The organism is Acinetobacter sp. WCHAc010034 (assembly GCF_001696615.3).
In the GTDB taxonomy this organism is placed as follows: Bacteria; Pseudomonadota; Gammaproteobacteria; order Pseudomonadales; family Moraxellaceae; genus Acinetobacter.
Window position 1 is genome coordinate 391999 of sequence record NZ_CP032279.1, and the last position, 25919, is coordinate 417917.

General features: G+C 50.3%; 23 protein-coding genes. 15 read left to right on the top strand and 8 right to left on the bottom strand.

Features of this window, described 5'->3' with window-relative positions:
* Positions 1–47: 47 nt before the first annotated feature.
* The 4 genes from BEN74_RS03230 to BEN74_RS03245 form a co-directional block, all read right to left on the bottom strand.
* On the bottom strand, positions 48–776 hold the full coding sequence (locus BEN74_RS03230; protein ID WP_228200414.1) for a HesA/MoeB/ThiF family protein: 729 nt from the start codon (positions 774–776) through the stop codon (positions 48–50).
* Positions 777–1508: 732 nt separating this feature from the next.
* The gene (locus BEN74_RS03235; RefSeq protein WP_068912538.1) at positions 1509–3149 is read right to left on the bottom strand and encodes an AMP-binding protein; all 1641 of its coding nucleotides are present in this window, start codon (positions 3147–3149) and stop codon (positions 1509–1511) included.
* 255 nt (positions 3150–3404) lie between these two features.
* A complete protein-coding gene (locus tag BEN74_RS03240; protein WP_068912536.1) occupies positions 3405–4541 on the bottom strand; it encodes an acyl-CoA dehydrogenase family protein in 1137 nt (378 codons plus the stop codon).
* A 139-nt stretch (positions 4542–4680) separates the two neighbouring features.
* The gene (locus BEN74_RS03245) at positions 4681–5451 is read right to left on the bottom strand and encodes an SDR family NAD(P)-dependent oxidoreductase (protein ID WP_068912587.1); all 771 of its coding nucleotides are present in this window, start codon (positions 5449–5451) and stop codon (positions 4681–4683) included.
* 140 nt (positions 5452–5591) lie between these two features.
* On the opposite strand from BEN74_RS03245, the gene BEN74_RS03250 reads away from it, so the two are divergent.
* The gene (locus tag BEN74_RS03250; protein ID WP_068912585.1) at positions 5592–6614 is read left to right on the top strand and encodes an AraC family transcriptional regulator; all 1023 of its coding nucleotides are present in this window, start codon (positions 5592–5594) and stop codon (positions 6612–6614) included.
* A 230-nt stretch (positions 6615–6844) separates the two neighbouring features.
* Positions 6845–7198 carry a hypothetical protein gene (locus BEN74_RS03255; RefSeq protein WP_068912534.1) on the top strand — a complete coding sequence of 118 codons (354 nt, stop codon included), beginning with the start codon at positions 6845–6847 and terminating at the stop codon, positions 7196–7198.
* 89 nt (positions 7199–7287) lie between these two features.
* Here the strand turns inward: BEN74_RS03255 and prmC are convergent, their stop codons facing one another.
* Together prmC and prfA are read right to left on the bottom strand one after the other, a co-directional pair.
* Complete coding sequence (gene prmC, locus BEN74_RS03260; protein ID WP_068912531.1) at positions 7288–8106, bottom strand: peptide chain release factor N(5)-glutamine methyltransferase; 819 nt, start codon at positions 8104–8106, stop codon at positions 7288–7290.
* Complete coding sequence (prfA, locus tag BEN74_RS03265; protein WP_068912528.1) at positions 8107–9195, bottom strand: peptide chain release factor 1; 1089 nt, start codon at positions 9193–9195, stop codon at positions 8107–8109.
* A gap of 439 nt (positions 9196–9634) precedes the next feature.
* On the opposite strand from prfA, the gene BEN74_RS03270 reads away from it, so the two are divergent.
* Entirely contained in the window at positions 9635–10063 is a 429-nt protein-coding gene (locus BEN74_RS03270; RefSeq protein WP_068912582.1) for a glycine zipper domain-containing protein, read from the top strand.
* A 226-nt stretch (positions 10064–10289) separates the two neighbouring features.
* Entirely contained in the window at positions 10290–10832 is a 543-nt protein-coding gene (locus tag BEN74_RS03275) for a hypothetical protein (RefSeq protein ID WP_068912526.1), read from the top strand.
* A 214-nt stretch (positions 10833–11046) separates the two neighbouring features.
* Here the strand turns inward: BEN74_RS03275 and BEN74_RS03280 are convergent, their stop codons facing one another.
* The gene (locus BEN74_RS03280) at positions 11047–11280 is read right to left on the bottom strand and encodes a DUF2171 domain-containing protein (protein ID WP_068912524.1); all 234 of its coding nucleotides are present in this window, start codon (positions 11278–11280) and stop codon (positions 11047–11049) included.
* Between the two features lie 364 nt (positions 11281–11644).
* Between BEN74_RS03280 and BEN74_RS03285 the strand changes: the two genes are divergently transcribed.
* From BEN74_RS03285 to BEN74_RS03295, 3 genes are all read left to right on the top strand, one after another.
* Positions 11645–12652: an LLM class flavin-dependent oxidoreductase gene (locus BEN74_RS03285; protein ID WP_068912521.1), complete on the top strand. Its 1008-nt coding sequence runs from the start codon at positions 11645–11647 to the stop codon at positions 12650–12652.
* A gap of 160 nt (positions 12653–12812) precedes the next feature.
* Positions 12813–13280 (top strand): inner membrane protein YiaA, encoded by a 468-nt coding sequence (yiaA, locus tag BEN74_RS03290; RefSeq protein ID WP_068912519.1) that lies wholly within the window; start codon positions 12813–12815, stop codon positions 13278–13280.
* Between the two features lie 181 nt (positions 13281–13461).
* On the top strand, positions 13462–14022 hold the full coding sequence (locus BEN74_RS03295; protein WP_068912516.1) for a flavoprotein: 561 nt from the start codon (positions 13462–13464) through the stop codon (positions 14020–14022).
* Positions 14023–14236: 214 nt separating this feature from the next.
* On the opposite strand, the gene BEN74_RS03300 is transcribed toward BEN74_RS03295, so the two are convergent.
* On the bottom strand, positions 14237–15073 hold the full coding sequence (locus BEN74_RS03300; protein WP_068912514.1) for a pyruvate, water dikinase regulatory protein: 837 nt from the start codon (positions 15071–15073) through the stop codon (positions 14237–14239).
* A gap of 153 nt (positions 15074–15226) precedes the next feature.
* Between BEN74_RS03300 and ppsA the strand changes: the two genes are divergently transcribed.
* The 8 genes from ppsA to BEN74_RS03340 all read left to right on the top strand — a co-directional run bounded on the left by ppsA (position 15227) and on the right by BEN74_RS03340 (position 25914).
* A complete protein-coding gene (gene ppsA, locus BEN74_RS03305; protein WP_068912512.1) occupies positions 15227–17605 on the top strand; it encodes a phosphoenolpyruvate synthase in 2379 nt (792 codons plus the stop codon).
* Positions 17606–17686: 81 nt separating this feature from the next.
* Positions 17687–18478 carry an RDD family protein gene (locus BEN74_RS03310; protein WP_068912509.1) on the top strand — a complete coding sequence of 264 codons (792 nt, stop codon included), beginning with the start codon at positions 17687–17689 and terminating at the stop codon, positions 18476–18478.
* A 303-nt stretch (positions 18479–18781) separates the two neighbouring features.
* Positions 18782–19864 (top strand): ubiquinol oxidase subunit II, encoded by a 1083-nt coding sequence (cyoA, locus tag BEN74_RS03315; RefSeq protein WP_068912507.1) that lies wholly within the window; start codon positions 18782–18784, stop codon positions 19862–19864.
* A gap of 3 nt (positions 19865–19867) precedes the next feature.
* The gene (cyoB, locus tag BEN74_RS03320) at positions 19868–21856 is read left to right on the top strand and encodes a cytochrome o ubiquinol oxidase subunit I (protein WP_068912505.1); all 1989 of its coding nucleotides are present in this window, start codon (positions 19868–19870) and stop codon (positions 21854–21856) included.
* A gap of 4 nt (positions 21857–21860) precedes the next feature.
* Positions 21861–22481 (top strand): cytochrome o ubiquinol oxidase subunit III, encoded by a 621-nt coding sequence (gene cyoC / locus BEN74_RS03325; RefSeq protein ID WP_068912502.1) that lies wholly within the window; start codon positions 21861–21863, stop codon positions 22479–22481.
* A complete protein-coding gene (locus BEN74_RS03330) occupies positions 22478–22807 on the top strand; it encodes a cytochrome o ubiquinol oxidase subunit IV (RefSeq protein WP_171404907.1) in 330 nt (109 codons plus the stop codon). Before cyoC ends, BEN74_RS03330 begins: the two co-directional genes overlap by 4 nt.
* A 10-nt stretch (positions 22808–22817) precedes the next feature.
* Positions 22818–23696 (top strand): heme o synthase, encoded by an 879-nt coding sequence (gene cyoE, locus BEN74_RS03335; RefSeq protein WP_068912497.1) that lies wholly within the window; start codon positions 22818–22820, stop codon positions 23694–23696.
* A 109-nt stretch (positions 23697–23805) separates the two neighbouring features.
* On the top strand, positions 23806–25914 hold the full coding sequence (locus BEN74_RS03340; RefSeq protein ID WP_068912494.1) for a hypothetical protein: 2109 nt from the start codon (positions 23806–23808) through the stop codon (positions 25912–25914).
* Positions 25915–25919 lie beyond the last annotated feature (5 nt).

Sequence of the window (25919 nt, forward strand, 5' to 3'; positions counted from 1 at the left end):
AAAAATAGATTCTAGTGAGTTTAGCAAAATTTAAAGTTTTTGCAGGATTATCTTGCCTGACAAACTGGACAATTTTCATCAGGGCCAAAGCCCAGAATTCGCTGCTTCATGCTCAGGCCATCCCACAGCAACAGCTTCTGCTTGAGCGGCGTCAGGTTTAGGCCCAAATACAGCAAGGCATGATGCGCCTGCAGGCTGGCCATGACATTTGGCGTGGTCGCCAGCACGCCCGAGTCTGCGCAGCGCAGGCTTTCATTGGCATGCTGCTCTTTCGGAAACAGGCATTCATAGCAGGCGCCATCGCTGTCCGCCATAAAAAGCTGGCCTTGAAAGCCAATCGCGGAAGCGCTGATCAGCGGCACAGCCCGCTGCCTGCACACCTGATTGACCAGATAGCGGGTGCTGAAATTGTCACAGCCATCCAGCACCAGATCCTGTCCGGCAATCAGCTGCGCGGCGTTGGATTCATCCAGTTTAGCCGCGATGCTGCTGACCTGAATATGCGGATTAATCTGCTGCAGGCGCTTGGCTAGAACTTCAGATTTATAAAAGCCCAGATCGGACTGGCGAAAGGCAATCTGGCGCTGCAGATTGCTGATTTCAATGCTGTCCGCATCAATGAGCGTGATTTTTCCAACGCCAGCGCGCGCCAGCAATTCGGCAGCCGCGCAGCCGATGCCGCCGCAGCCGACAATCAGCACATTAGCGAGTTTCAGCCTTTCCTGCGCGTCTAAATCCCAGCCGTCCAGCAGGATCTGGCGGCTGTAGAGATGCATTTCTTCGTCGCTTAACTCTAAACCGGTATCGTGCTGGCTCACTGAAGCATCCTTTCGTTGAGTTTCATTTGAAGCTGTGAGTATAGTCAAATCGGCGGATGCATTCAGCATGTCTTGCTTTCAACGCCTATTTTTTCCGCAGGCATTTATCTGCCCGCAGCGCAGAATGCTGCTTGGCAATACGGCGCGCGGCAAGCCCGGCGGAGGCCAAATGCTGAGCCGGCACTTAGGCAATGCGCTTTGAATGATTTAACACAGCCGAGAACTGCGAGTTAAATTAAAAATAAATTATTGAAATTTGACATATTTTTTATTAAAGCTATGATAGTCAGGTATTCACTCAAAATAAGCCGATGCCATGAGTATTTGCTGAATGCAAGGCAAGCTGTGAGTGCCTGATAACCGCAGCAGTAAGCAATAGATTTCCTAGACTATGTGCTTACGGACATTGGGAAAGACTAAGCTGCAAGCCTTTTTCCCGCCGAGAGGCGGCCCTGAGCGTTTGGAGTAGAACTATGCTGTTAAAATCCTTTAAGCAACTGATATGCAGGCATCAATTCACTGAATATGAAATGAGGCACCTGTATGTTGCCGAATGCCTAAAATGCGGGCTGACTTTTCCGCATTCCAGAGCGCATAAGCAAAACCGCCATTAAAGGCGGTTTTTTCATCTTCAGCGGGCACGTTTTGCTGATAAAAAGCGCCCAAATCAAGCGCTATTCAGCCAAGCCATTAAACCGCTTTCTGCATATTTTCCGCTTTGGCGATTTCCTGCTGCTTCAGCAAATTGCGCTGAATCTTCCCGCTGGAAGTTTTAGGCAAATTGGCCACAAATTCAATTTCTTTCGGATAAGCATGCTTGGATAAGCGCGAACGGACATAGTCCTGAAGCTGCTGCATCAGCGCGGCGGACGCTGCATACTGCGGCTTCAGCACCACAAAAGCTTTGACGATTTCCGTGCGCTCAGGGTCTGGCTTGCCCACCACTGCGGACTCTAAAACTTCTTCGCACTCCAGCAATGTGCTTTCCACATCAAAAGGCCCCACACGATAGCCTGACGTTGTAATGACATCATCAGCACGGCCGATAAAATCCACCCCGCCTTGCTCATTCAAACGCACGGTATCGCCGGTTAAATAGTAATGACCTACGAATGACTTGCGGTTATTGCCGCCATAGCCGCTAAACCAGAATAGCGGCGACTGCGAACAGTCAATCGCCAAGGTTCCGACCCCGCCCAATTCAACCTCCTGATGCGCTTTATCCAGCACCGCAAAACGGTGGCCCGGTATCGCATAGCCTGCAGAACCGACTTTTTTATAATGCTCCAGCGCATGATGGTTGGCGATCACCATGCCAAGCTCCGTTTGGCCGTACTGATCATAAATATTCACGCCTAAATCGTGATTAAACCAGTGAATGACTTCCGGCGTTAAAGGCTCTCCTGCGCTGCTCACCACGCGCAAATGCGCTTTAATGGAGGCGTCAAATTTTTCCTTAAAGCCGAAGAACATGCGGAATGCGGTCGGCGAACCGGTTAAATTGCTGACTTTATATTTGCGGATAATCTGCAGCGCGTTATCCACACTGAAAGCGCGCTCATCCATAATAATGCTGTGGCCCAAGCTCAGCGGCCCGGTGATGCCGTAATACAGGCCATAGGCCCAGCCCGGATCGGCCAGATTCCAGAATGAATCTTCTGCGCGCAAATCCACTGCATGGGTCATATAGCCTTTAAAAGCCAAAACCGCCTTTAAAGGCACAGGCACAGACTTCGCCAAGCCGGTCGTACCCGAAGTGAACATCATCAGGAAATGATCATCAAAAGTCAGCATTTCCGGTTCGCAGCCGGCAGGCTGCTGTTCCAATACAGTCCAGAAATCAGCGTCCTGCGATGCCTGATCCGCCTGCACCGTCAGGATATGCGGCGCTTTCACGCTGTTCAGTTTCGGGCGCTGATCGGCATTGGTTACTATCAGCTGGGTCTGCGCCGTTTCGATGCGGTGCTCAATGGCTTTAGATTCAAATGCGGTAAACAGCGGCTGATAAACTGCGCCAATGCGCCATGCTGCCAAAACAGTAATCAGCAGCTCCGGCGTTCTGGGCAGCAGTCCGGCAATACAGCTGCCTTTTTTCAAGCCAAGGCTTTTAAAATAGTTGGCTAATTTGCCTGAAGCGTCATCCAGCTGTTCAAAACTCCACTGCGAAGATTCGCCATTTTTCCCTTCCCAGAGCAGCGCAGCCTGATGCTGGCCGGCATGGCGCTGGCAGCATTCCACATAGGCGTTGATTGCCTGCGCCGAACCGCGCAGCTGTTCGCCGATTAAAGCGTCAAAGTTAAAATCTTGATAGGCCTGATTCAGTGTTTTCATTTTTAACAACCTCTATATCCTATAGACTGAACAGCGAGGCTCCCGCGCTGCTGCTGTTCATTCATCATTGTTATTAAGCCGGCTTTTTTGTGTTCAAAAGCGCAGCCTGTACATCCAGTACTGAGATTTGCGCCTAAGCCGCTAGGCGCTGTTTTATAAATAATAAGCTTAGAAAAATATGTTCAGAGGGCGCCTGCAGCGTCCATAACCCTCAGTAGAACTGCAGGCTTTGAGCATCGGCCGAAGCCCAATCCCTCAGGCTTTCGCAACTTCCCGCGCAATCACCAGGCGCTGAATATCCGATGCGCCTTCATAAATCTGGCTCACGCGCACATCGCGGTAAATGCGTTCGACTGGAAAATCGGATACATAGCCATAGCCGCCGTGAATCTGAATAGCGTCTGAACAGACCCTTTCCGCCATGGTCGAAGCAAACAGCTTGGCCATAGAGGCTTCTTTTAAGCATGGCAAATTGGCGTCTTTCAGCGCGGCGGCATGCAAAGCCAGCTGGCGCGCGGCTTCAATTTGCGTCGCCATATCCGCCAGGCGGAAAGCCACAGCCTGATGCTGCACAATATTCACTCCAAAGGCCTTGCGCTCATTGGCGTATTCCACAGCTGCATCCAAGGCCGCGCGCGCCATGCCCACCGACTGCGCAGCAATGCCGATGCGCCCGGACTCTAAGTTGGATAAGGCAATTTTATAGCCGTCGCCCTCATTGCCCAGCAAATGGTCTGCAGGAATGCGGCAGTCATCAAAAATAATCGTCGCGGTGTCGGAACAGTGCTGCCCCATTTTTTCTTCAATGCGCGACACAATATAGCCCGGCGCCCCAGTCGGCACTAAAAAGCATGAAATACCTTTTTTGCCGGCGGATTTATCGGTTACCGCAAAAACCAGCGCAATATCCGCATGCTTGCCTGTAGTAATAAACTGCTTGATGCCGTTGATGACCCATTCATCACCGTCGCGCACCGCCTGGCATTCCAGCGCGCTGGCATCTGAACCGGCCTGCGGTTCAGTCAGGCAGAAGCAGCCGAGCATTTCGCCTGTGGCCAGTTTTGTCAGATATTTCTTCTTCTGCTCTGCAGTGCCGTAGCGCTGAGTAATGCCGCAGGGCAATGAGTTCTGCACGCTGACAATGGTGGAAATGGCGCCGTCACCGGCGGCGATTTCTTCCAGCGCCAGCACCAGCGAAACATAGTCCATGCCTGAACCGCCCCATTCTTCCGAAACGGTCATGCCCAAAGCGCCCAGCGCGCCAAGCTCTTCCAGCTCCTGCGCAGGAAAACGCGCGGTTTTATCGCGCTCCGCGGCCGTCGGCTTCAGCTTCGCCTGCGAATAGTCGCGCAGCATGTCCTGAACCATCTTTTGCGCATCATTTAAAATCATATCCAGTCCCTTTCTTATCCTTTAAATTCCCTGCTGCATCTGCTTGGCGGCACAGGATTTTTCCCTTTTGATTCCTGAAAATAAAAGCCTGCCGGCCTGATCAGTGCGCTTTCAGTAAATCAATGCAAAATAAAGCCGCTTATTTCGGCTGCATGCGGATCGCGCCATCCAAGCGGATCACTTCGCCATTCAGATAGCCATTTTCGAAAATATGCCCGACCAGCTGCGCAAACTCCTCCGGCTTGGCCAAACGCGGCGGAAACGGCACCATCTGGCCCAAAGCATCCTGCACATTTTGCGGCATGCCCTTCAGCATCGGCGTTTCCATAATGCCCGGCGCAACCGTCATCACCCGGATCGCATCGCGCGCCAGTTCACGCGCCAAAGGCAGCGTCATCGCCGCGACAGCGCCTTTAGAAGCGGCATAAGCCGCTTGGCCGATCTGGCCGTCAAAAGCCGCCACAGAAGCGGTATTGACAATGACGCCGCGGTCTTCTTCGCCCGCCTGCAGCCGGTATTGCGCCATCAGCCTGGCGGCGTGGCGCAGCATATTGAAAGTGCCTGAAACATTAATGTTCAGGACTTTCTGGAACATTTCCAAGCTGTGCAGGCCATCACGGCCCAGCACTTTGGCGGAAGGCGCAATGCCGGCGCAGTTCACCAGGCCGTTCAGCTGGCCATATTTGTTTTCCACATGCTGAAAAAAGGCTGCGGCTGCGGCGTCATCCGTCACATCCAGCTGCACGAATTCCGCCTGCTCGCCTAGACGGTTCTGCATTTCCTCACCCAGCTGCTGATTCATATCCGCCATAATGACTTTCGCGCCTTGAGCGGCCAAATGCTCCGCCGCCGCCGCGCCTAAGCCGGATGCGCCGCCAGTAATGACAATAACTTTTCCCTGAATTTTCATTTTAATTTTCCCTTGAAGCATGTTTTTAAAATTCGACTTAAGCCACAGAGTAAACACAGAATAAATTCAGTACAATTTCCAAATGCTGCATCTTGAGTGATGCCTTTGAACAGTACAAAGAACCGACAGATGAATCATGGATGAAAGGCTTGGACAACGATTATTTTAAAGGCACAATTTCAATCAGCTTAGTCAGTGAAGCGCTGCTGGCGGCGCAGCAGCGCGGCTTTAACGCGGCAGAACTGCTGATGCAGGCCGGCATTGCCCCGGAGCTGCTGCTGTCAGAAAAAGCCCGCGTTTCTGTAATTCAATACGCGCAGCTGTGGATTGTCCTGGCCGACGCCATGAATGATGAATTTTTCGGCATGGACAGCCATCCCATGCGCAGAGGAAGCTATACTTTTTTATCAAAATCCCTGCTGCAGGCAGAAAATTTAGGCAAGGCGCTGCAGCAGATCCTGCAGTTTTTGAACCTGATTCTGGATGATTTCAGCAGCAGCAGCTTTGTGCAGGAAAACTACGCCTATATTGTGATTCAAGATGCGCAGCAGCCGAAGCGCATGTTCAGCTACGCCACGTATTTAATGCTGGTGCACGGCCTGATGTGCTGGCTGAGCGGGCAGCGCATTGTGCTGAACCGCATCCAGCTGAAATGCCGCCCGCCGGCAGATGACAGCGACTACAGAACCCGCTTCTGCGATGATATTCAGTACGCCGCCAATGAAAACTATATCCAGTTTGATGCCGGCTATTTGAATATTCCAATGAAACAGGACAAAAAATCCTGGCATCAGTTTATTCAGCATACACCCTATAACCTGCTGGTGCGCTTTAAGAATCCGAATGCCTTAAGCCACCAGATCCGCAGGCTGTTTATGCAGACGCCGCCAGCTGAATGGCCTGAACTGGCTGCGCTGTCGCAGCAGTTCACTATATCTGAAGCCACCCTGCAGCGCCGCTTAAAGCAGGAAGGCATTCATTTCCAGCAGCTGAAAAATGAAATACGGCGCGACCTGGCCATCAGTTTGCTGGAGCAGAGCCATAAAACCCTGCAGGACATCAGCGAGCACCTGAATTTTCAGGATGCCAGCGCCTTTCACCGCGCCTTTAAAAAGTGGACAGGCGTCAGCCCGGGCGCATACCGGCAAAACAATGCCGGATAAATTTCAGGGACTGCGGGCCTTCTTAAACAGCCTGCCGGCTGAACCGAATGTTAAAAAAATTAACGTTGATTATCAGTAAATTATAAGACCCAGAAAAACTAACTGGACGGTCATCGGGGATTGATTGCCTTTAGCCCAAATTTAGGTTATTTTTCACTCACTTTAAAGCAATTTTTGCTTATTTTCGGCTGTATCTCCACTCCCTTTAAATCACCTTCAAAGGCCTCTCCATGCTTAAGATGATGGATGTACTCGAGCAAAGCTTGGTACAGAATTTCTCCGACTCCCTATTTTCACCTGCAGAACAATGCGATGCGCAGTTCAGCCAAGAGCTGCTGAATGTTGCGGATATTGATCTGCAAAATATTGTGTCTGCATTTTTCATGCGCGCTGACGCTGCTGATATTGCGCATGCGCTGGATATTCAGGCGGAAACTGCTGAAGCGATTCAGGCAGGCGCCGACTTGAAAGACGAAGCGTTTATGACTGCAACTGCAAAAATCGTCGCGTATTGCCTTGCGCTTGAAACCGATGCTTTCAATCAGGTTGATGTGCCGGACAGCCTGCAGGATTATCCGATGTAATGCTGCCCAAACCGGAAAGCGGCCATTAGGCCGGATGCCAGTCAATGAAGAATTGACTGGCATTTTATTTTAAAGGAGGTTTTCCGCCTTTAATGCGGCCATTGTCCCAAAGTCACGCGGTCATTGCCGCCGTAATCCTTAACGGTGCGCACCTGCTTATAGCCGGCCTGGGTAAAGATATGGCGTACTGCATCGCCTTGATCATAGCCATGCTCCAGCACCACCCAGCCGTCCACAGTCAAATGCTTTTTGCCCTGCTGGATAATCAACTCCAAATCCGCCAAGCCATGCTTGTCCGCCACCAAAGCGCGTTCAGGCTCTGTGGCCAAATCCTGCATGTGCTCATCTTCAGCGTCGATATACGGCGGATTGGACACAATCACATCAAAAAATTCACGGCCCAAAGGCTTAAACCAGGAACCGCAGACAAACCTCACATGCTCCAAATCATGCTTTTCGGCATTAAACTGCGCCACTTCCAAAGTCGGCTCATAAATATCCGTTGCCGTCACCGCCCAGTCCGGGCGCTCGCTGGCAATCGACAGCGCGACTGCGCCTGTGCCTGTGCCCAAGTCCACAATGCGCGCATCTTCAGGCACATCCAAATGCAGGACGGTTTCGACCAGCACTTCGGTATCCGGGCGCGGCACCAGCGTATCTTTAGTGACTTTTAAATCCAGCGTCCAAAACGGCTGCGACCCGGTCACATAAGCCAGCGGCTCGCCGGCGGCAATCCGCGCCAAACTGGCAGTATACTGCTGTTCCTGCGCTGCGGTCAGCTCCTGATCCTTTTTCATAACCAGATCAAAAGCATCAATTTTAGTAATGTGTTCGAGCAGCCATGCATTTTCCTGACGCTCATAGCTTTCAGGTTCGCCGCGTAAAGCCAAGGCCTGTGCAATATTCATTTAACCACCATTCTGCTGTGCCAATAATGCCAGCTGATCAGCCTGATATTCACGGTGCAGGCTGTCCAGCAGTTCAGTTAAGTCGCCTTCCATGACCGCATCCAGCTTGTATAAAGTCAGGTTAATGCGGTGATCGGTCATGCGGCCTTGCGGATAGTTATAGGTGCGGATGCGCTCTGAACGGTCACCTGAACCGACCAAGTCGCGGCGCATTTCAGAGGTCGCAGCATCGGCGGCCGCGCGCTTGGCATTTTCCAGGCGCGACACCAGCAAAGCCATCGCTTTGGCTTTGTTTTTATGCTGTGAACGCTCATCCTGGCATTCCACCACGGTTCCTGTAGGAATATGGGTAATGCGCACCGCAGAGTCGGTTTTGTTAATGTGCTGGCCGCCCGCACCCGATGCGCGGTAAGTGTCAATACGCAGTTCCGATGGATTGATCTCCACCGTGGTGTCCACATCAATTTCCGGCAGAATTGCCACAGTGCATGCAGAGGTATGCACACGGCCTTGCGATTCGGTTGCAGGCACACGCTGCACGCGATGCGCGCCGCTTTCAAATTTCAGGCGGCCGTAAACCCCATCGCCGTTAATCAGGCAGATCACTTCCTTATAGCCGCCGTGCTCGCCTTCATTTTCAGACAGGATTTCCAAACGCCAGCCCTGAGTTTCTGCATATTTGCTGTACATGCGGAATAAGTCGCCGGAGAAAATCGCAGCTTCATCACCGCCGGTTCCGGCGCGGATTTCCAGATACGCAGAGTTGGCGTCATTCGGGTCTTTCGGAATCATCAAAATGTTCAGATCAGCTTCCAGCTGTTCAATTAAGGCTTTATTTTCCTTAATCTCTTCCTGCGCCATTTCTTTAAAGTCAGGATCGGACAGCATGGCTTCCGCAGTTTCAATGTCTTCTTCCGCCTGCCGGTATTTGCGCCACACATCGGTGATTTCGCTCAGGTCGCTGTGCTCGCGCGACAGCTGGCGGAAACGCTTATTGTCAGAAATTACTTCGACATCTGCAAGCAAGGCATTTAATTCTTCGTGACGGTCAGACAGCTGATCTAAGCGTAAGCGCAGCGATTCTTTCATTATTCAAAATATCTCAATACAGCCTGTTACAAGGCGCGGGCCTGAACAGATAAAGCTAAAAATTTGCGCCTAGTTTACCGATTCTGGGTTTTAAATGACATCTTTATTGCTTGCACCAAGCTGAAACTTATTCAAGGGCACGCCATCGGGCGGCAGGCTGAACACGCGCATCCATGCCAGATGCATAGCACCGGCAGCCCGTTAAAGCAGCTGCATGCCGGCAGTCAAAACCGCGCGGTTCCGCCGCATTTATGCGCCGCAGCCCGGCATTGATCACTTTTAAATCTGATTTCCAGCATTTGTTACAAAGCGACACAATGCGGAAACTAAAGCACAGCATTTTGCGGATGACTCTCCACATTTTCAGAGAGGCCTTTTGTTAGATTTGCCCCATCAGATAAATTACAACAGTCCGAATGCATTGGACATGGAGTGCACCATGAAACTGAACGCTATCTTGCTCAGCGCCACGCTGGCAGCGGCATCTTTATTTACCGTTAGCGCGCATGCTGACAGCACAACCCGCGTAGCGGCCGCCAGCGCCTTAGGCAGCGTAGCAGGCACAGCAATCGGTAAAAATATGGGCGGCACAACCGGCGCGACCATTGGCGCAGCCTTAGGCGGCGCGGGCGGCGCAGCCGTTGCAAGCGATAAGCGCAACCGCACAGAATCCGCTATTGGCGGCGCTTTAGGCGGCGGCGCAGGCTATACGGTCGGCAAGAGCATGGGCGGCACCAACGGCGGCTATATCGGCGCGGCGGCTGGCGCAGCAGGCGGCGCGGCTTTAGGCAATAAAATCTCTAAAGATAAAGCCTACGAGAAAAAGCAGCAGCGCAAATACAAAAAACACCGCCGCCATCACCACTAAGAGGCAGCGCTAAAACAGCACCTTCGGGTGCTTTTTTTGGCTTGATTATGCAGGATGATGCGCGCAAGCCGGCCGCTTTAAAGGCAATCGTGAAGGCATTGCGCAGAGCGTTTACAGATTCATTACCAAACGCATCATTTTAATCATAATGCCCTCCACGCTCATCTCAACATCTCCGCTTATCTTAATCTCAAGACACAATTGATATGCTTTATAGAAGGGAATCATGAAAATCAATAAAATTCTATTCGGCGCGGCCATTACAGCTTCCGCTTTTGCAATGACCGCAGCCAACGCAGGCAGCACCACCAATACCGCCCTGACCTCAGCCCTCGGCGGTGTGGTCGGCGCTGCAGTGGGACAGAAAATGGGCGGCCAAACCGGCGCAATGATTGGTTCAGCCATTGGCGGCGGCGCAGGCGCGGCAGCTTCTGCCAACAAGCGTGACCGCAATGGCGCCATCATCGGCGGCGCATTAGGCGGCGCGGGCGGCTACACCGTCGGCAAAAACATGGGCGGCACCAATGGCGGCTATATCGGCGCAGCGGCCGGCTCTGCAGGCGGCGCTGTTTTAGGGCAGAAAGTCAGTGAAGACCGGCGCTATGATGATGAGCGCTATGACCGCCGTTACGACGATGAAGACCGTTATGACCGGCGCTACAGCGGCAAAGGCTACCGCTACAATGACGGCCGCTATAACGACCGCGGCTATTACAGCAAAGACAATGGCCGCCATTTAGGCCACTATAAAAATGGCAAGCGCCGTTAATTCCGCAGCTGCAGCATGAAAAAAGCGCCTTCGGGCGCTTATTCAAGCCTAAATAATATTGCCTTCCCGCCTCTGGCTCAGCCAACTCACTCCTCTTCCCCAAAATGCTCAGCCTGCTTTCTAGGCTTCATCAGCAAGAAACACCTTAAAATTAAGAGGCGCCCGCGTCTGGCAGGCGTCCCGAATTAAATTACGCGCCAAGTCCCAGCCTTGCTTAAACCGCCTTCCACTGCTGATGGACTTCGTCCGAACATTTATTCAGCATCACCTGATTGTCCCGGATTTCCTGAACCCAGGAAACAGGAATCAGATGATGCATGCCGTCACTGGACTCGTGACGCGTCAGCTTAAGCTGGTCAGTGCCTTCAAGATGATCGACCGTGCCGACTTTTGTCCCGCAGGACGCAATAACATCTGCATGCTTTTGAATACTTTGAAGATCAATCATGAGCTACTCCTATTGCATCAAATATGCCTTATTAATCTATCGGATCGGCACAGAAAATCCGTCAAATGTTTAAAACATACACATGAAGATAATCAAGCCTTACAATCTAAAACGCTGCGGTAAAAAGGTCATAAAATGAAACAATCCGCGCAATAGCAATCATGAAACTCCAGCAGCTGTACACTGCAGGCTATTTATAAGGCGCAAAAGCTGATGAATGCCGGATGCAAAGCAGCGGGCTTGGAACATGCTGCGCATAATGCGCCGGGCAATTCAGCCCTTACGCAGAGTATCGATAATTTTCGATATACATCGCCCAACTTATATCGTATTATTTCGATATAAGAAATCAGCGAGATCAGCTATGCGCTCATTGCAAGCAGTTAAATTTTCCATTTTAGAACTGGCGCCTGTGCGCGACGATAAAAGCATCCGGTTTGCCTTAAACCATGCGCTGGAACTGGCCCAGCATGCTGAAAGGCTCGGCTATGACCGCTTCTGGCTAGCAGAACACCACAACATGGACGGCATCGCCAGCTCGGCAACAGCGGTTTTGCTCGGCTATATTCTGGCCAACACTTCAACTTTAAAAGTAGGCTCCGGAGGCATTATGCTGCCGAACCACGCCCCCTTGGTGGTTGCAGAACAATTCGGCACCTTGGCAACGCTGTATCCAAACCGAATTGAGCTGGGGCTTGGGCGCGCCCCGGGCACAGACCCCGCCACTATGCGCGCATTGCGCCGCGGGCGTCAGGAAACCGAAGAGCAGTTCCCGCAGGATGTAGCGGAGATTTTACGCTATTTTGATGACGCGCAGCCGCAGCAGCGCATTACCGCAACGCCGGGCCAAGGCACGCATGTTCCCGTCTGGCTGCTGGGTTCCAGCCTGTTCAGCGCGCAGCTGGCCGCCAAGCTTGGCCTGCCTTATTCCTTCGCCTCCCATTTTGCGCCACGCATGCTCAGCCAAGCCATTCAGCTGTACCGCGACAGCTTTGAGCCTTCGCAGTATTTAGACCGGCCTTATGTGTCAATGGGCGTGCCAGCGGTTGTGGCGCAGACCGATGAAGAAGCGCACTATTTGGCCAGCAGCGCCTACCAGCGGGTTTTGGGCCTGATGCGCGGCCACAGCCTGAAGCTTAAAGCGCCCGTCCCAAGCATGCAGAACCTGTGGTCGCCTGCCGAAAAAATGTCTGTAGACAATTTTTACGCTATGGCGCAAATCGGCTCAAACAGCACCGTCAAAGTGGGTCTGGAAGGCCTTTTGGCAAAATACGATGTCGATGAGTTTATTTTCACCTGCGATATTTACGATACAGACAAACGCATAGAAAACTTTGAGCGCCTGATGCAGATTAAGCATGAAGCCGCCTAGAGCGCATCCAGCCTGACATCCGCCTAAAGCGCCGCATTGATGCGGCGCTTTTTTATTTCATTGCGCCACCTCAGCCGCATATCAAATCGCCATTGCCTTCCCGGCGCTTTTCAGCATAATAAAATGCATGGCAGCCAACACTAAAAATAAGGATAACAGCATGAATCAATACATTAATAAACCCACGCCCGCTTTTGTGGCCGCCAGCTGGGCCGCGCTATTTGCCGGCGCCGCCGCATACGGCATTGGCCTGTTCAATGCAGACATGCTGCTGAACGAAAAAGGCTATTACCTGGTTTTGATTCTATACGGGCTTTTTTCCGCTGTTTCCCTGCAGAAAATCATCCGCGATAAAATTGAAGGCATGCATGTCACACATATTTATTACGGGCTGTGCTGGGCCTCTGTCGCCATCTGCATCGCCCTGCTGGCTATCGGCCTGTTTAATGCCAATTTGGCCCTGAGTGAAAAAGGCTTCTATATTATGGCCTTTTTGCTCAGCCTCTTCGGCGCGGTTGCGGTACAGAAAAATATCCGCGATATGGAATACCTGCGCCAGCACAATCAAAGCGCTCATTTAGAACTGAAAAACACGCCATCCATTGCGGAAAGCGAACATAACGATTAGCAATCAAGGGCCTGCGCACAGCAGGCCCGCTCTTTTCAATACCTCCAAAGCCAGAGCCGCTGTTGATTTAAAGATGACTGTTCAGATTTCATTCAGCGCTTTACCTGCCCGCAATTCTCCGCTATCAATAGAGGCATAAATACAGCCAACCGCATAAAACGAAAAATACTGGAATAATCATATGGCCACTTTTAAGCAGGATGCTTCCCATCATGCCTTTAGAAATGCAGCGCAGGACTTTCAGGCATTTCAAGGCGCTTTAGTGCAATCTACAGCAATGAAGGATTTCGATTTCAGCGGCAAAAATGTCGCCATCCTCAGCATCGATCAGGATTCCGCCAGCCTGCTTGCAGCGGTCTGCGATCAGGCGGCGCAGGTTGCCGTGTTTCAGATTCATCCGCATTTTGTGCTGCCCAAAACGGAGCGCTTCATGCAGAAACTGATTCAGCATCCGCTGGTCATTAAAAACCGGCGCCTGTTCAACAACCGCATCAAAAGCCTGCTGGCGCTGCGCTTTCTGGAAGATCAGGTCAAGGACACCTGGCTGAAGCACTTGCTGATGCCGAATACTGCCATTCAGCATAAGGTGTTTCTAAAGTCTGACCATTATTACGCCTCGCTGCAGCGCGCAAACTGCACGCTGGTCACTTGGCCGATTGTCAAAGTGCACAGTCACGGCATACAAGCCATCAACGGCCATATTTATCCCTGCGATGTGATTGTTTACCATGGCGAGGCATAGCGCTTTAAATGCCGGAAAAACTGGCTCGCGGATATTTGCGCATGAATTGCAACCGCAGCAGGATTTAAGAACCGGAAAAACAGCGCGCCCGGCTGCCGTCCAGCAGCATTGCCGTGCAGTTTTTTGATATTATTTTCATATAATAAAGCACGTTATTTTCTATTTATTTGAAACTGAAAAGAGCCGCATTGCGCGGCTCCTGCCGGCACGCAGCTTAACCGATGCGGCGCTTCAAGCCGGTCATTTGCAGTACGCGGGTTGAAATTTCTTCAATCGACATCTCTGAAACATTGAGATATTTAATCCCTTCAGAAATGTAAATCCCCTCCACCGCGCGCAGCTCCATCTGGCACTGGTTGAAACTGGCATAGCGGCTGTTGGCTTTGCGCTCGCTGCGGATGGCAACCAGGCGCTCAGCGTCAATCATCAGGCCGAAAAGCTTGTGCTTATGCGCCTTTAACACCGAAGGCAGGCGGTTATCGTCTAAATCTTCTTCAGTCAGCGGGTAGTTTGCCACACGGATGCCGAACTGCAGTGAAAGGTAGATGGAGGTCGGGGTTTTGCCTGAGCGCGACACGCCTATTAAGATCAGGTCAGCCTTGTCATAGTGGCGGGTGCGCGCGCCGTCATCATTATCCAGGGCAAAATGCACCGCATCAATGCGCGCCTTGTAAGACTCTGAATCCGTCACGGCATGGGTTTGCCCGACTAAAGTCGTAGGGGAAGTTCCCAATTCATCCGACAGTTTACTGATAAGACCCTCAAATACATCAAGATTTATAGCATTTGCTGTATTGATGATGTCGCGCGCATACGGGTCTACCAGCGTATCAAAAACCAGCGGCTTTTGCCCGTCCAGCTGCGCGCGCTGATTGATCTCAGCCACCACATTCATGGCTGCTTCTTCAGATGTAATATAAGGAATAATATGAATGTCAAAATCAACATGCGGAAACTGCGCAAGCAGTGAGTGTCCAAGGGTTTCAGCGGTAATAGCGGTACCGTCTGAAATAAAAAAAACACTGCGCCGGATTTGTTTACCTTCTGACATTAAAATTCTCCTCAAATATTTGTCTTAGTGCTATATAATCTTTATAGTAAACCATCTTACATGACTATCTCTTAGTTAAATCAAAATGCTAAGTTTTTTGTTATAATTTCATGCCAAGATAGTGATTAATACTGCAAAAGTGGAGTAACAACTTTGGAAGCGCGCGTAATTGGTCTAGAAAAATTAGGGAAGCACGATGTAGAACTCGTGGGTGGGAAAAACTCATCTCTGGGGGAAATGATCAGCCACTTATCAAATGCTGGCGTTTCAGTACCGGGTGGCTTCGCAACCACGGCTGATGCCTATCGTGAATTCCTCGAGCAAAGCGGCCTAAACGCTAAAATCAATGCAGAGCTTGCTGCGCTTAATGTCGATGATGTAATTGCCCTTGCAGAAACCGGCGCTAAAATTCGTCAATGGATTGTAGACACTCCTCTTACTCCAGGACTAGAACAAGAAGTCCGCACTGCTTTTGCAGCGCTTTCTAACGGCAACCCTGAAATCGCGGTTGCCGTTCGTTCATCTGCGACAGCAGAAGACTTGCCGGACGCATCTTTTGCCGGCCAGCAGGAAACTTTCCTGAATATCCGCGGCATTGACAACGTGCTGATCGCGATCAAGGAAGTTTTTGCATCTTTATACAACGACCGCGCCATTTCTTACCGTGTACACCAAAACTTTGCGCATGACGTTGTTGCACTGTCTGCCGGCATTCAGCGCATGGTGCGCTCAGAAACCGGCGCTGCCGGCGTAATGTTCACTTTAGATACAGAATCAGGCTTCCGTGAAGCTGTATTTATCACGGCATCTTACGGCCTGGGCGAAATGGTTGTTCAGGGCGCAGTCAACCCGGACGAATTCTATATTTCCAAGCCGCTGCTTAGAGCAGGCAGACATGCTGTCCTGCGCCGCAACCTTGGCTCCAAGCATCAGAAAATGGTGTATGGCGAAGAAGGCGCTGCCGGCAAATCTGTCGTCGTGGTTGACGTAGAAAAAGCTGAACGCCAGCAATTCGCTTTAAATGACCACGAGCTTCAAGAACTTGCCAAGCAGGCATTGATCATTGAAGAGCACTATCAGGCACCGATGGATATCGAATGGGCTAAAGACGGTGATGACGGTCAAATTTACATCGTTCAGGCGCGCCCTGAAACTGTGAAGAGCCGTGAAAACGTCGGCACCATGGAACGCTACCTGCTGAACCAGAAAGGCACAGTCATCTGTGAAGGCCGCTCAATCGGCCAGCGCATCGGCTCAGGCAAAGTCCGCGTGGTAACTTCCATTAAAGAAATGGACAAAGTGCAGGACGGCGACGTGCTTGTTTCTGACATGACCGACCCGGACTGGGAACCGGTAATGAAGCGCGCGGCAGCGATTGTCACTAACCGCGGCGGCCGTACCTGCCACGCGGCGATTATTGCGCGCGAACTTGGCGTTCCGGCAATTGTCGGCTGCGGCAACGCAACTGAAGTGCTGGCTGACGGTCAGGAAGTGACTGTTTCATGCGCTGAAGGCGACACTGGCTTCATCTACGAAGGCGCTTTAGATTTCGAAGTTCAAAAGAACTCAATCGAATCTATGCCTAAGCTTCCGTTCAAAATCATGATGAACGTCGGCAACCCGGACCGCGCATTTGACTTTGCGCAAATTCCAAACGAAGGCATTGGCCTTGCGCGCCTTGAGTTCATCATCAACCGCATGATCGGCGTGCACCCTAAAGCATTGCTGAACATTGACAGCCTGCCGCGTGAAACCCGCGCAGCTGTAATGGCGCGCACTGCAGGCTACTCTTCTCCAATCGAATTCTATGTCGAAAAACTGGTTGAGGGCATTTCTACCCTGGCTGCCGCTTTTGCAGACAAGCCGGTGATTGTGCGCATGTCTGACTTCAAGTCAAACGAATACGCGAACCTGATTGGCGGCAAGCTGTACGAGCCGGAAGAAGAAAACCCTATGCTGGGCTTCCGCGGCGCGAGCCGTTACGTGTCTGACAACTTCCGCGACTGCTTCGAACTCGAATGCCGCGCGCTGAAGAAAGCCCGTGACGAAATGGGCCTGACCAACATTCAAATCATGATTCCTTTTGTGCGCACAGTGGCGGAAGCGAAACGCGTGATTGAGCTGCTGGGTCAAAACGGCCTGAAGCGCGGTGAGAACGGCCTGAAAGTGATCATGATGTGCGAACTGCCAACCAACGCATTGCTGGCTGAACAGTTCCTTGAGCACTTTGACGGCTTCTCTATCGGCTCTAACGACTTGACTCAGCTAACGCTTGGCCTAGACCGCGACTCAGGCATTGTTTCCCACCTGTTTGACGAACGCGACCCGGCGGTTAAAGCGCTTCTGTCCATGGCGATTCACGCCTGCCGCAAAGCGGGCAAATATGTCGGCATTTGCGGCCAGGGCCCATCTGACCACCCTGACCTTGCAAAATGGCTGATGGAGCAAGGCATTGAATCAGTATCGCTGAACCCGGATTCTGTTTTAGACACTTGGTTCTTCCTTGCTGAAGAAAAAGCTCAACAAGCTTAAGAAACTGTGTTAAAAAAAGACCCACATTTGGGTCTTTTTTTTCATCTATAATTTTACTTACGTTTTTGAGATTCTAGTTTTATGCAAATTTACTTGGCACGAAATAATCAACAAGCCGGACCATACAGTTTGGAGCAGCTGAACCAGATGCTCGCCAGCCAGCAGGTGCTCTTAACCGACCTTGCCTGGCATCAAGGCATGGCTGAATGGAAAGCTCTAGGTGAACTCACTCAAGGCAAACTCGCATACCTGCCGGAAGGCTATACCGCTCCAGCCAGCGAACAGTCCTTCAGCCCTCAAAATCAGCCGATTCAAAACCCGCACAACCGCAATTCTGCCAAGCCGAAAACGGCTGAACAGCAGACTTTAGCCTCCATCCCAAGCCGGGTATTGGCCAAAATTGCCGACCTGCTGCTGTGGGTGCCGGCGACCTATATTCTGACCGGCTTCTTCTCCAAGCAGGAAGCTGAACAGTTCAATGCGCTCAATATCCAGTTCATGGACGCCATGTTTGGCGCAGCGGCCGACCCGGCTTTGGCGCAGCAGCTGCAGACTCAAATGATTGAAATGTTTTCGCAGCAGGCCTGGTTCGCCATGGCTGCCTACCTGTTCATTATGCTGGCTGTGCAGGCGGTTTTAATCGCAAAATCGGGCCAGTCTATCGGCAAAAAGCTGACCAAGATTAAAATTGTCGACGCGGAAACCGGTGAAAAAACCTCCTTAATGCGCGCATTTACGCTCCGCAGCGCCCTGTTCATCTTTTTGAATTTCGTATTTATGTTCATTGCAATCATCGATATTGCCTTCGGACTGGGCGCAAAGCGTCAAACTTTGCACGATAAGGTCGCCAGAACCAAGGTCATCAAGCAATAAATTATGCAAATAAAAGGGGATGATTTTTTCATCCCCTTTTTGCACAGCGCTTTGAAATTAAAATAAAATTACGATAACGAATCCTCAATCCCGACTGGCAAAATAGGTTTTTAGAACAGCCATTTAAAGACGCTTTATGTATAGCTTAGTTTACCGATATAAGGCATAATGCCCCACAACGTAGCGGTGTCTCATGATTGGGAAGGAATTTCTATGTCTATAAGAATAGCTCCCAATTAGACGGCACTATAATCGCTATCCCATATTTAATTAGGGAATGGGACTCTTCACCGAGGTTGTAAAATGAGACAAACAATTTTAGCTGTATTGTCTTTATCTGCGATGGCTGCGCTCTTAACTGGGTGCGGCGGTGATATGGTACTTCTAAACTCAAAAGGTCCAGTAGCTCAAGGTCAATCCGACCTGATGATGACTGCGATCTATCTAATGCTTCTAGTGGTGATTCCGTCAGCACTTATGGCAGTTTGGTTTGGCTGGAAATATCGCGCATCGAATAAAGATGCAGACTATAAACCTACATGGGCGCACTCCACTGCAATTGAAGTTGTAGTATGGGGTATTCCTGTGATTATTATCGGTATTTTAGCTTGGTTAACTTGGTGGGGTTCCCACAAGTATGACCCGTACCGCCCAATTGAGTCAGATAAGGCTCCTGTAACCGTTCAAGTTATTGCTGAACAGTTCAAATGGATCTTCATCTACCCAGAGCAAGGCATTGCGACGGTTAACGAATTGCGCTTCCCAGAGAAAACTCCGGTTAGCCTGCGCTTAACATCTAACTTCACAATGAACTCGTTCTTCATCCCTGCGATGTCTGGCCAGATTTATGCAATGGCGGGTATGCAGACTCATCTGAATTTCTTGGCAAATGAAACCAGCCCGGCTGAAGGCTACCGCGGTTTCTCTTCCAACTATTCAGGCTACGGCTTCTCACAAATGCGCTTCCGCGCTCACTCTGTGACAGATGCTCAGTTTGCTGAATGGGTAAATGCAGTTAAAGCTGGTAAAGGTACTTCAATTAACCCTAATGCAGTTCAAAAGACTGTTTTAGACCAGGCTGAATTTGCAACCCTGCGTGACGGCAACCGTTCTAAGCACCAAATTGAAATGATGCTTGCTCACGCTGAAACTGACAAGCAGAAAGAAGCTGCCGCACTTGCTGAAGCAGAAGGTCCTTATCCTACTAAGCCACATCCTGTGACTTATTACTCTTCAGTAGAGCCTAAATTGTTCGAATCTGTGATTAACAAATACATGAGCAACTACCATGGCGCTGACCATTCAGCTGCTGCCGGTACTCATGAAGCTGCGGCTTCTGACGCTCATGCAAATGCAGATCATGCGACTGCTTCTGTAGGGGAATAAGACATGAGCTTATTAGGTAAGTTAGGTCCAGATGCAATTCCGCACGATCCAATCGTGCTGGTTACAGTTGCCATGATGGTCCTTGGCGGTATCGCAGTTTTTGCCGGTATCACCTACTTTAAGAAATGGAACTACCTGTGGACTGAATGGTTCACCTCTGTAGACCATAAAAAAATCGGCATCATGTATATCTTCGTATCCATTATCATGCTTGTGCGTGGTTTTGCCGATGCGATCATGATGCGCCTTCAGCTGTTCCTTGCCAAAGGCGGCGGCGAAGGCTACCTGCACCCTGAACACTACGACCAGATCTTTACCGCGCATGGCGTGATCATGATCTTCTTCGTGGCGATGGGTCTGGTTGTTGGCTTAATGAACGTTGCTGTTCCGCTGCAAATCGGCGCGCGCGACGTAGCATTCCCATTATTAAACTCTTTAAGCTTCTGGCTGTTTGCCGGCGCTGCAGGTTTGATGATGGCTTCCCTTGCAATTGGTGAATTCGCTGCTACAGGCTGGATGGCATACCCTCCACTGTCTGGCATTGAATACTCTCCAGGCGTGGGCATGGACTACTATATTTGGGCGCTGCAGATTTCAGGCCTGGGTACGCTTTTAACCGGTGTTAACTTCTTTGTTACCATCATTAAAATGCGCGCGCCTGGCATGAAGCTGATGGATATGCCGATTTTCACTTGGACAGCGCTTTGTACTGCGGTACTGATTATTGCTGCTTTCCCTGTGCTGACTGCTACCATTGCAATGCTGTCGCTTGACCGCTACTTCGGCTTCCACTTCTTCACCAACGACATGGGCGGCAGCCCAATGCTGTACGTGAACCTGATCTGGACTTGGGGCCACCCGGAAGTATACATTCTTGTATTGCCTGCTTTCGGCATTTACTCAGAAGTTACATCTACATTTGCACGCAAAACTTTGTTTGGCTACAAATCAATGGTGTATGCAACAATCGCAATTACCGTATTGTCATTCGTTGTATGGGTTCACCACTTCTTCACCATGGGTGCTGGCGCCAACGTTAACGCGTTCTTCGGCATCATGACCATGATCATTGCGATCCCTACAGGCGTGAAAATCTTCTCTTGGTTATTCACCATGTACAAGGGCCGCATTACGTTCACCACTCCAATGCTTTGGACACTTGGCTTCCTTGTGACTTTCGGCATCGGCGGCTTAACAGGCGTACTGATGGCGGTTCCGCCAGCAGACTTCCTGGTGCACAACTCTTTATTCCTGATCGCTCACTTCCATAACGTAATTATCGGCGGTGTAGTATTCGCAATGTTCGCGGGCATCATTTTCTACTGGCCAAAAATGTTTGGCTGGAAGCTTAATGAAGCTTGGGGTAAAGCTGCGTTCTGGTTCTGGTTCTTCGGTTTCTACTTTGCATTCATGCCGCTGTATATCCTTGGCTTCATGGGTATGACGCGCCGTCTGAATACATATGACAACCCGGAATGGGACCCGTACTTGGCAATCGCATTCTTCGGTTCAGTTTTAGTCGCATTGGGTATCTTCTGCTTCGTTATGCAGATCGTTGTTGGCTTCTTGCAGCGCAAGAACAACATGGATCTTACTGGCGATCCATGGGATGGCCGCGTGCTTGAATGGGCGACTTCGTCACCTGCTCCGTTCTACAACTTTGCGCATGTTCCAAAGATCAATGGCATTGATACTTTCTGGACAGACAAAGAGAACGGCATCGCTTATGCGAAGCCTACCAAGTATGAAGACATCCACATGCCGACAAACCGCGCTGCGGGCTTTGTCATCGCAATGTTCATTACAGTTATGGGCTTTGCTTTAATCTGGCACATTTGGTGGTTAGTCGCGGTTACTTTCATTGCTTCTATCGTCAGCTTCATCGTGTCTTCTTTCACGAAGACTGTGGACTACTATGTTCCTGCTGCTGAAGTTGAACGCATTGAAAATGAACGCTATGCGCTCCTTGAAAAACACTTGAAGAAGGACTAAGACTATGGCTGAAGTACTTCATCACGAAAGCAACGGCCATGATGAGCATCATCATCACGATGATACCGACATCACAGTCTTTGGTTTCTGGACTTACCTGATGAGTGACTTGATCCTGTTCGGGACACTCTTCATCGCGTTCGCTGTATTAAGCAGTCACATTCCAATGGGCACGCCAAGTGCAAAAGAGCTGTTTGGCGAGTCTTTAGGCTTCGTTTTAACTGAAACTTTTGCCCTGCTGATCTCATCGGTAACGTTTGGCTTTGCAGTTCTGGCTGCATACAAAAAAGACGCTGCCAAAGTATTGACTTGGTTAGGCATTACCTGGTTATTTGGCGCAGCCTTCATCGGCATGGAACTTTATGAATTCAATCATCTAGTTCATGCTGGCCATGGCCCAAGCACAAGCGCGTTCTTATCTGCGTTCTTTACCTTAGTAGGTACGCATGGTATTCACGTAACTTCGGGCTTGGTATGGATGCTGGTGCTGATGTATCAAATCAAGAAAAACGGTTTGACACTGCCAAACACGCGCCGCCTTGCTTGCTTAAGCTTGTTCTGGCACTTCCTTGACATCGTTTGGATCTGTGTATTCAGCGTAGTTTACTTAATGGGAGTTCTATAATGAGTCATGATCATAACTCTGCTGGCGCAGCGCACGGCAACACGAAACAGTACACGATCGGCTTCATCCTTTCCGTTATCCTGACGATTATTCCTTTCGGCATGGTAATGGCGGGCGGCTTCGGCCGCGGCCTGATCGTGACTGTCATCGCGATTACTGCTGTTGCTCAGATCCTGGTGCAGTTAATTTACTTCCTGCACATGAACTCATCTTCAGAACAGCGCTGGAACGTTATTGCATTCGTGTATACGATTCTGACAGTTGCTATTCTTTTGGTCGGTTCTGTCTGGATTATGAACTACTTACACTACAACATGATGATCTAAACTGGTCGTCATGCTGAAAAAGTATTTATTCCTGACTAAGCCAGGAATTCTCTTCGGTAACTTCGTTACCACTCTGGGCGGCTTCTTTTTAGCCGCCCAGGGCTCTGTAGATTTCCTCCTCCTTCTCATCACCCTGCTGGGTACAACATTAGTTGTCGCCTCCGGCTGCGTCGTCAACAACGTCATCGATCAGGACATTGATCAGAAGATGGAACGGACGATGAACCGCGCGCTGGTTAAAAAAACCATCAGCCCTTCCGTTGCGCTGGCATTTTCAGCTGCGCTTGGAATTTCAGGCTTTGCCCTGCTGTGGTTCTTTACCAATGCCTATGCCTTTGGCTTTGCTGTACTTGGTTTTGTGGTTTATGTAATTTTGTACAGTCTTTGGAGCAAGCGCACGTCCATTCACCAAACCGTGATTGGCAGCATTTCCGGCGCAAGCCCTCCAGTAATTGGCTATACCGCTGTTTCAAATGAATTTGACGTTGCCGCCCTGCTGCTGTTTTTAGCATATGCGCTTTGGCAAATGCCGCATTCATGGGGAATTGCTGTATACCGTTTTGATGACTATAAAAATGCAGGCATTCCTATCCTGCCTGTAGCACGCTCAATTTTCCGCACGAAAGTTGAAAGCCTGATTTACGTCTTGCTGTTTGCTGCAGTGCTGAATGGCTTGTATTGCTTCGGCTATACCAACATGTTCTTTTTAATCACCTTTAATGCCTTATGCGCATACTGGGTGTATTTATCGATCATTGGGTTCAAAGCCGAAAATGACCAGCTGTGGGCAAAACGCTATTTCTTATATTCGGTGATTTTAATTACCGCATTAAGCTTCAGCTTCAGCTTCAGCTACGTCTCACCTGCACCGCATTTGCCGCTGTTTTAAAAAGATAGAGTGATCTCTATCTTTTTTTATTTTGGGCGATAAAAATATTTCATGCCCCTGCTCCGGCTTGCTACCATTGCATCTACAACAATAAATTCATTTTTTACTTATGAACCATAATTTTCCGCTGCTTCAGAAAACCGCCTGCCTTTCCCTCTTGCCTCTCAGCATTTTTTACAGCGCGCACAGTTTTGCCGGCGCAGATGTTTACTGCACGCCATCGACCGAACTGCAAGGCAATGCCTATACCGCATGCAGCAACCTGCCGGCGCTGACCCCGGCAAATGACAATCAGACCAATATGCTGCTTTTGCTCAGCGATCTGGGGCTGGCTTCAATTTCCATTCCCAATTCACAAAATACGCTGTGGATGACCGGCTACAGCATTGTGCCCTTTGAAACCAAGGCCATCACGGCATCCAGCAAAAATAAAGCCGCTTCGGCGCGCCAGCTCTCCCAAGCTGGCGCAGATCCTTATCAGGAACACTGCAGCAGCCTGAGCCAAGGCGCGCAGGATTTCCTGCAGCAGATTCAGGCGGACAAAAATCTGTCCAGCTCAGAGAAACAGCTGCTGGCCGGCGAGCGCAATAAAATTTCCTCCTGCGCCAGCAAAATGCCGCTGATCAGCATCAACCAAAACTGGTCTGCGCCTGCGCGCCAGTACGCATCCTATTTGAATGCCACTATCGCCTTTTACAATGCTAACTTTTCCACAGCCTCTAAGATTTACTTAGTTTTAGCCGGTGTAGAGCAGCCTTGGCTGAAAGAAACCTCGCAGTACATGCTGATCCGCAGCAATTTAAATGCGGCTTACCAAAGCGGGGTTGGCGAATATGGCGACCTGCAGCATGACAAGCTGAATCAAATCCTGCTGAAAGATTTTTTCAGCAGCATCACCGATTATTTCAAGCTGTACCCGAATGGCCAGTATGCCGCCAGCGCGCGCGGCCTGCTGCGCCGCGGTTACTGGCTGAATGGCCGGCATGACCTGCTGGTGAATGAGTTTGTCTGGCAGATCAATCACCCGAAGTCAAAGCTTTATAATTTAGAAATCAGCAATCTGGCTTATGAGATTGACCGCCATGTTTTTCAAAGCTCAAGATTTAAAGCGCAGAATTTAAATGATCCGTTCTTTCTGGCCATTTATGACCTGATGCAGATGCGCAAGCCTGAAACGGCAGAAGATAAAGTCATCAGCTGGGCCGAACTGAATGCGCAAAAAGCCGCATTTAAAAATCAGCCTGAACTGTTCCAGTACCTGCAGGCCAATCATCTGTTCTTTGTGCAGAACAAAGCGCAGGATGCTTTGAAATACCTGCCAAGCGAGCTGCCGGCTGCCGCCAGCAGCTATCTGCAGCTCAGCCAGATTCTGCTCAAAGGGCGCATTCAGGAAAAACTGGGCCAATCTCAAGAAAAAAACTGGGAAGCCCTGCTCGCTAAAGCCAAAACGCCTGAACAGCGTGGACTGTTTGAGCTGATGCTGTATCCGCATTATGCCAAGCAGCAGAACGCAGCCATGTTTATGGGCGCGAATGCAAAAATTAAGCAGAAGTCGCTGCAAAAAAGCTTTATAGAGGAAGCGGCCAATGAGAAAAGCTTAATGCAGTTTGCGCAAGGCGCGGACGCTAGCAGCGATCAAAAAAATCTGGCGCTGTTTAATGTTTTGCAAAAATCTTTGATCCATCAAAACTTCAGCCTGTTTAATCAAGCTTATGCGCTCTTGCCGAAGAATGCCGCGCAATATGTCTATAACAATGAAACTTTTGAACACTACAAAAACCAGCCGCCGCTGGGCAATTTTGTCTGGAAAGGCGCAAAAGTCAGCAGCGCAATTCAATGCCCTGACCTGTACAGCCTGACGCAAAAACTGGAACAAAACCCCAAAGACTTAAAGCTGCGCCTCTGCCTTGGAGAATATATCCGCTCAGAACAAGGCTACAGCGTAAACAGCCTGACCTATACTGAAAAAGACCGCAGCAGCTTTCAAGGCCCTGTATTCGCCCGCGGCCAAGTTTATAAAGACATCATCAAGGCTTCATCTGACCCTGAAATGAAGGCCTATGCCCTATACCGCTCCATTATGTGCTACTCGCCAAGCGGCATGAATGACTGTCAGGACAATGAGGTTGCCACATCCACCCGCAAGCAATGGTATGATCAAATCAAGCGCGATTATCCCACTACTTCCTGGGCCAAGTCCCTGAAATATTACTGGTGATCCCC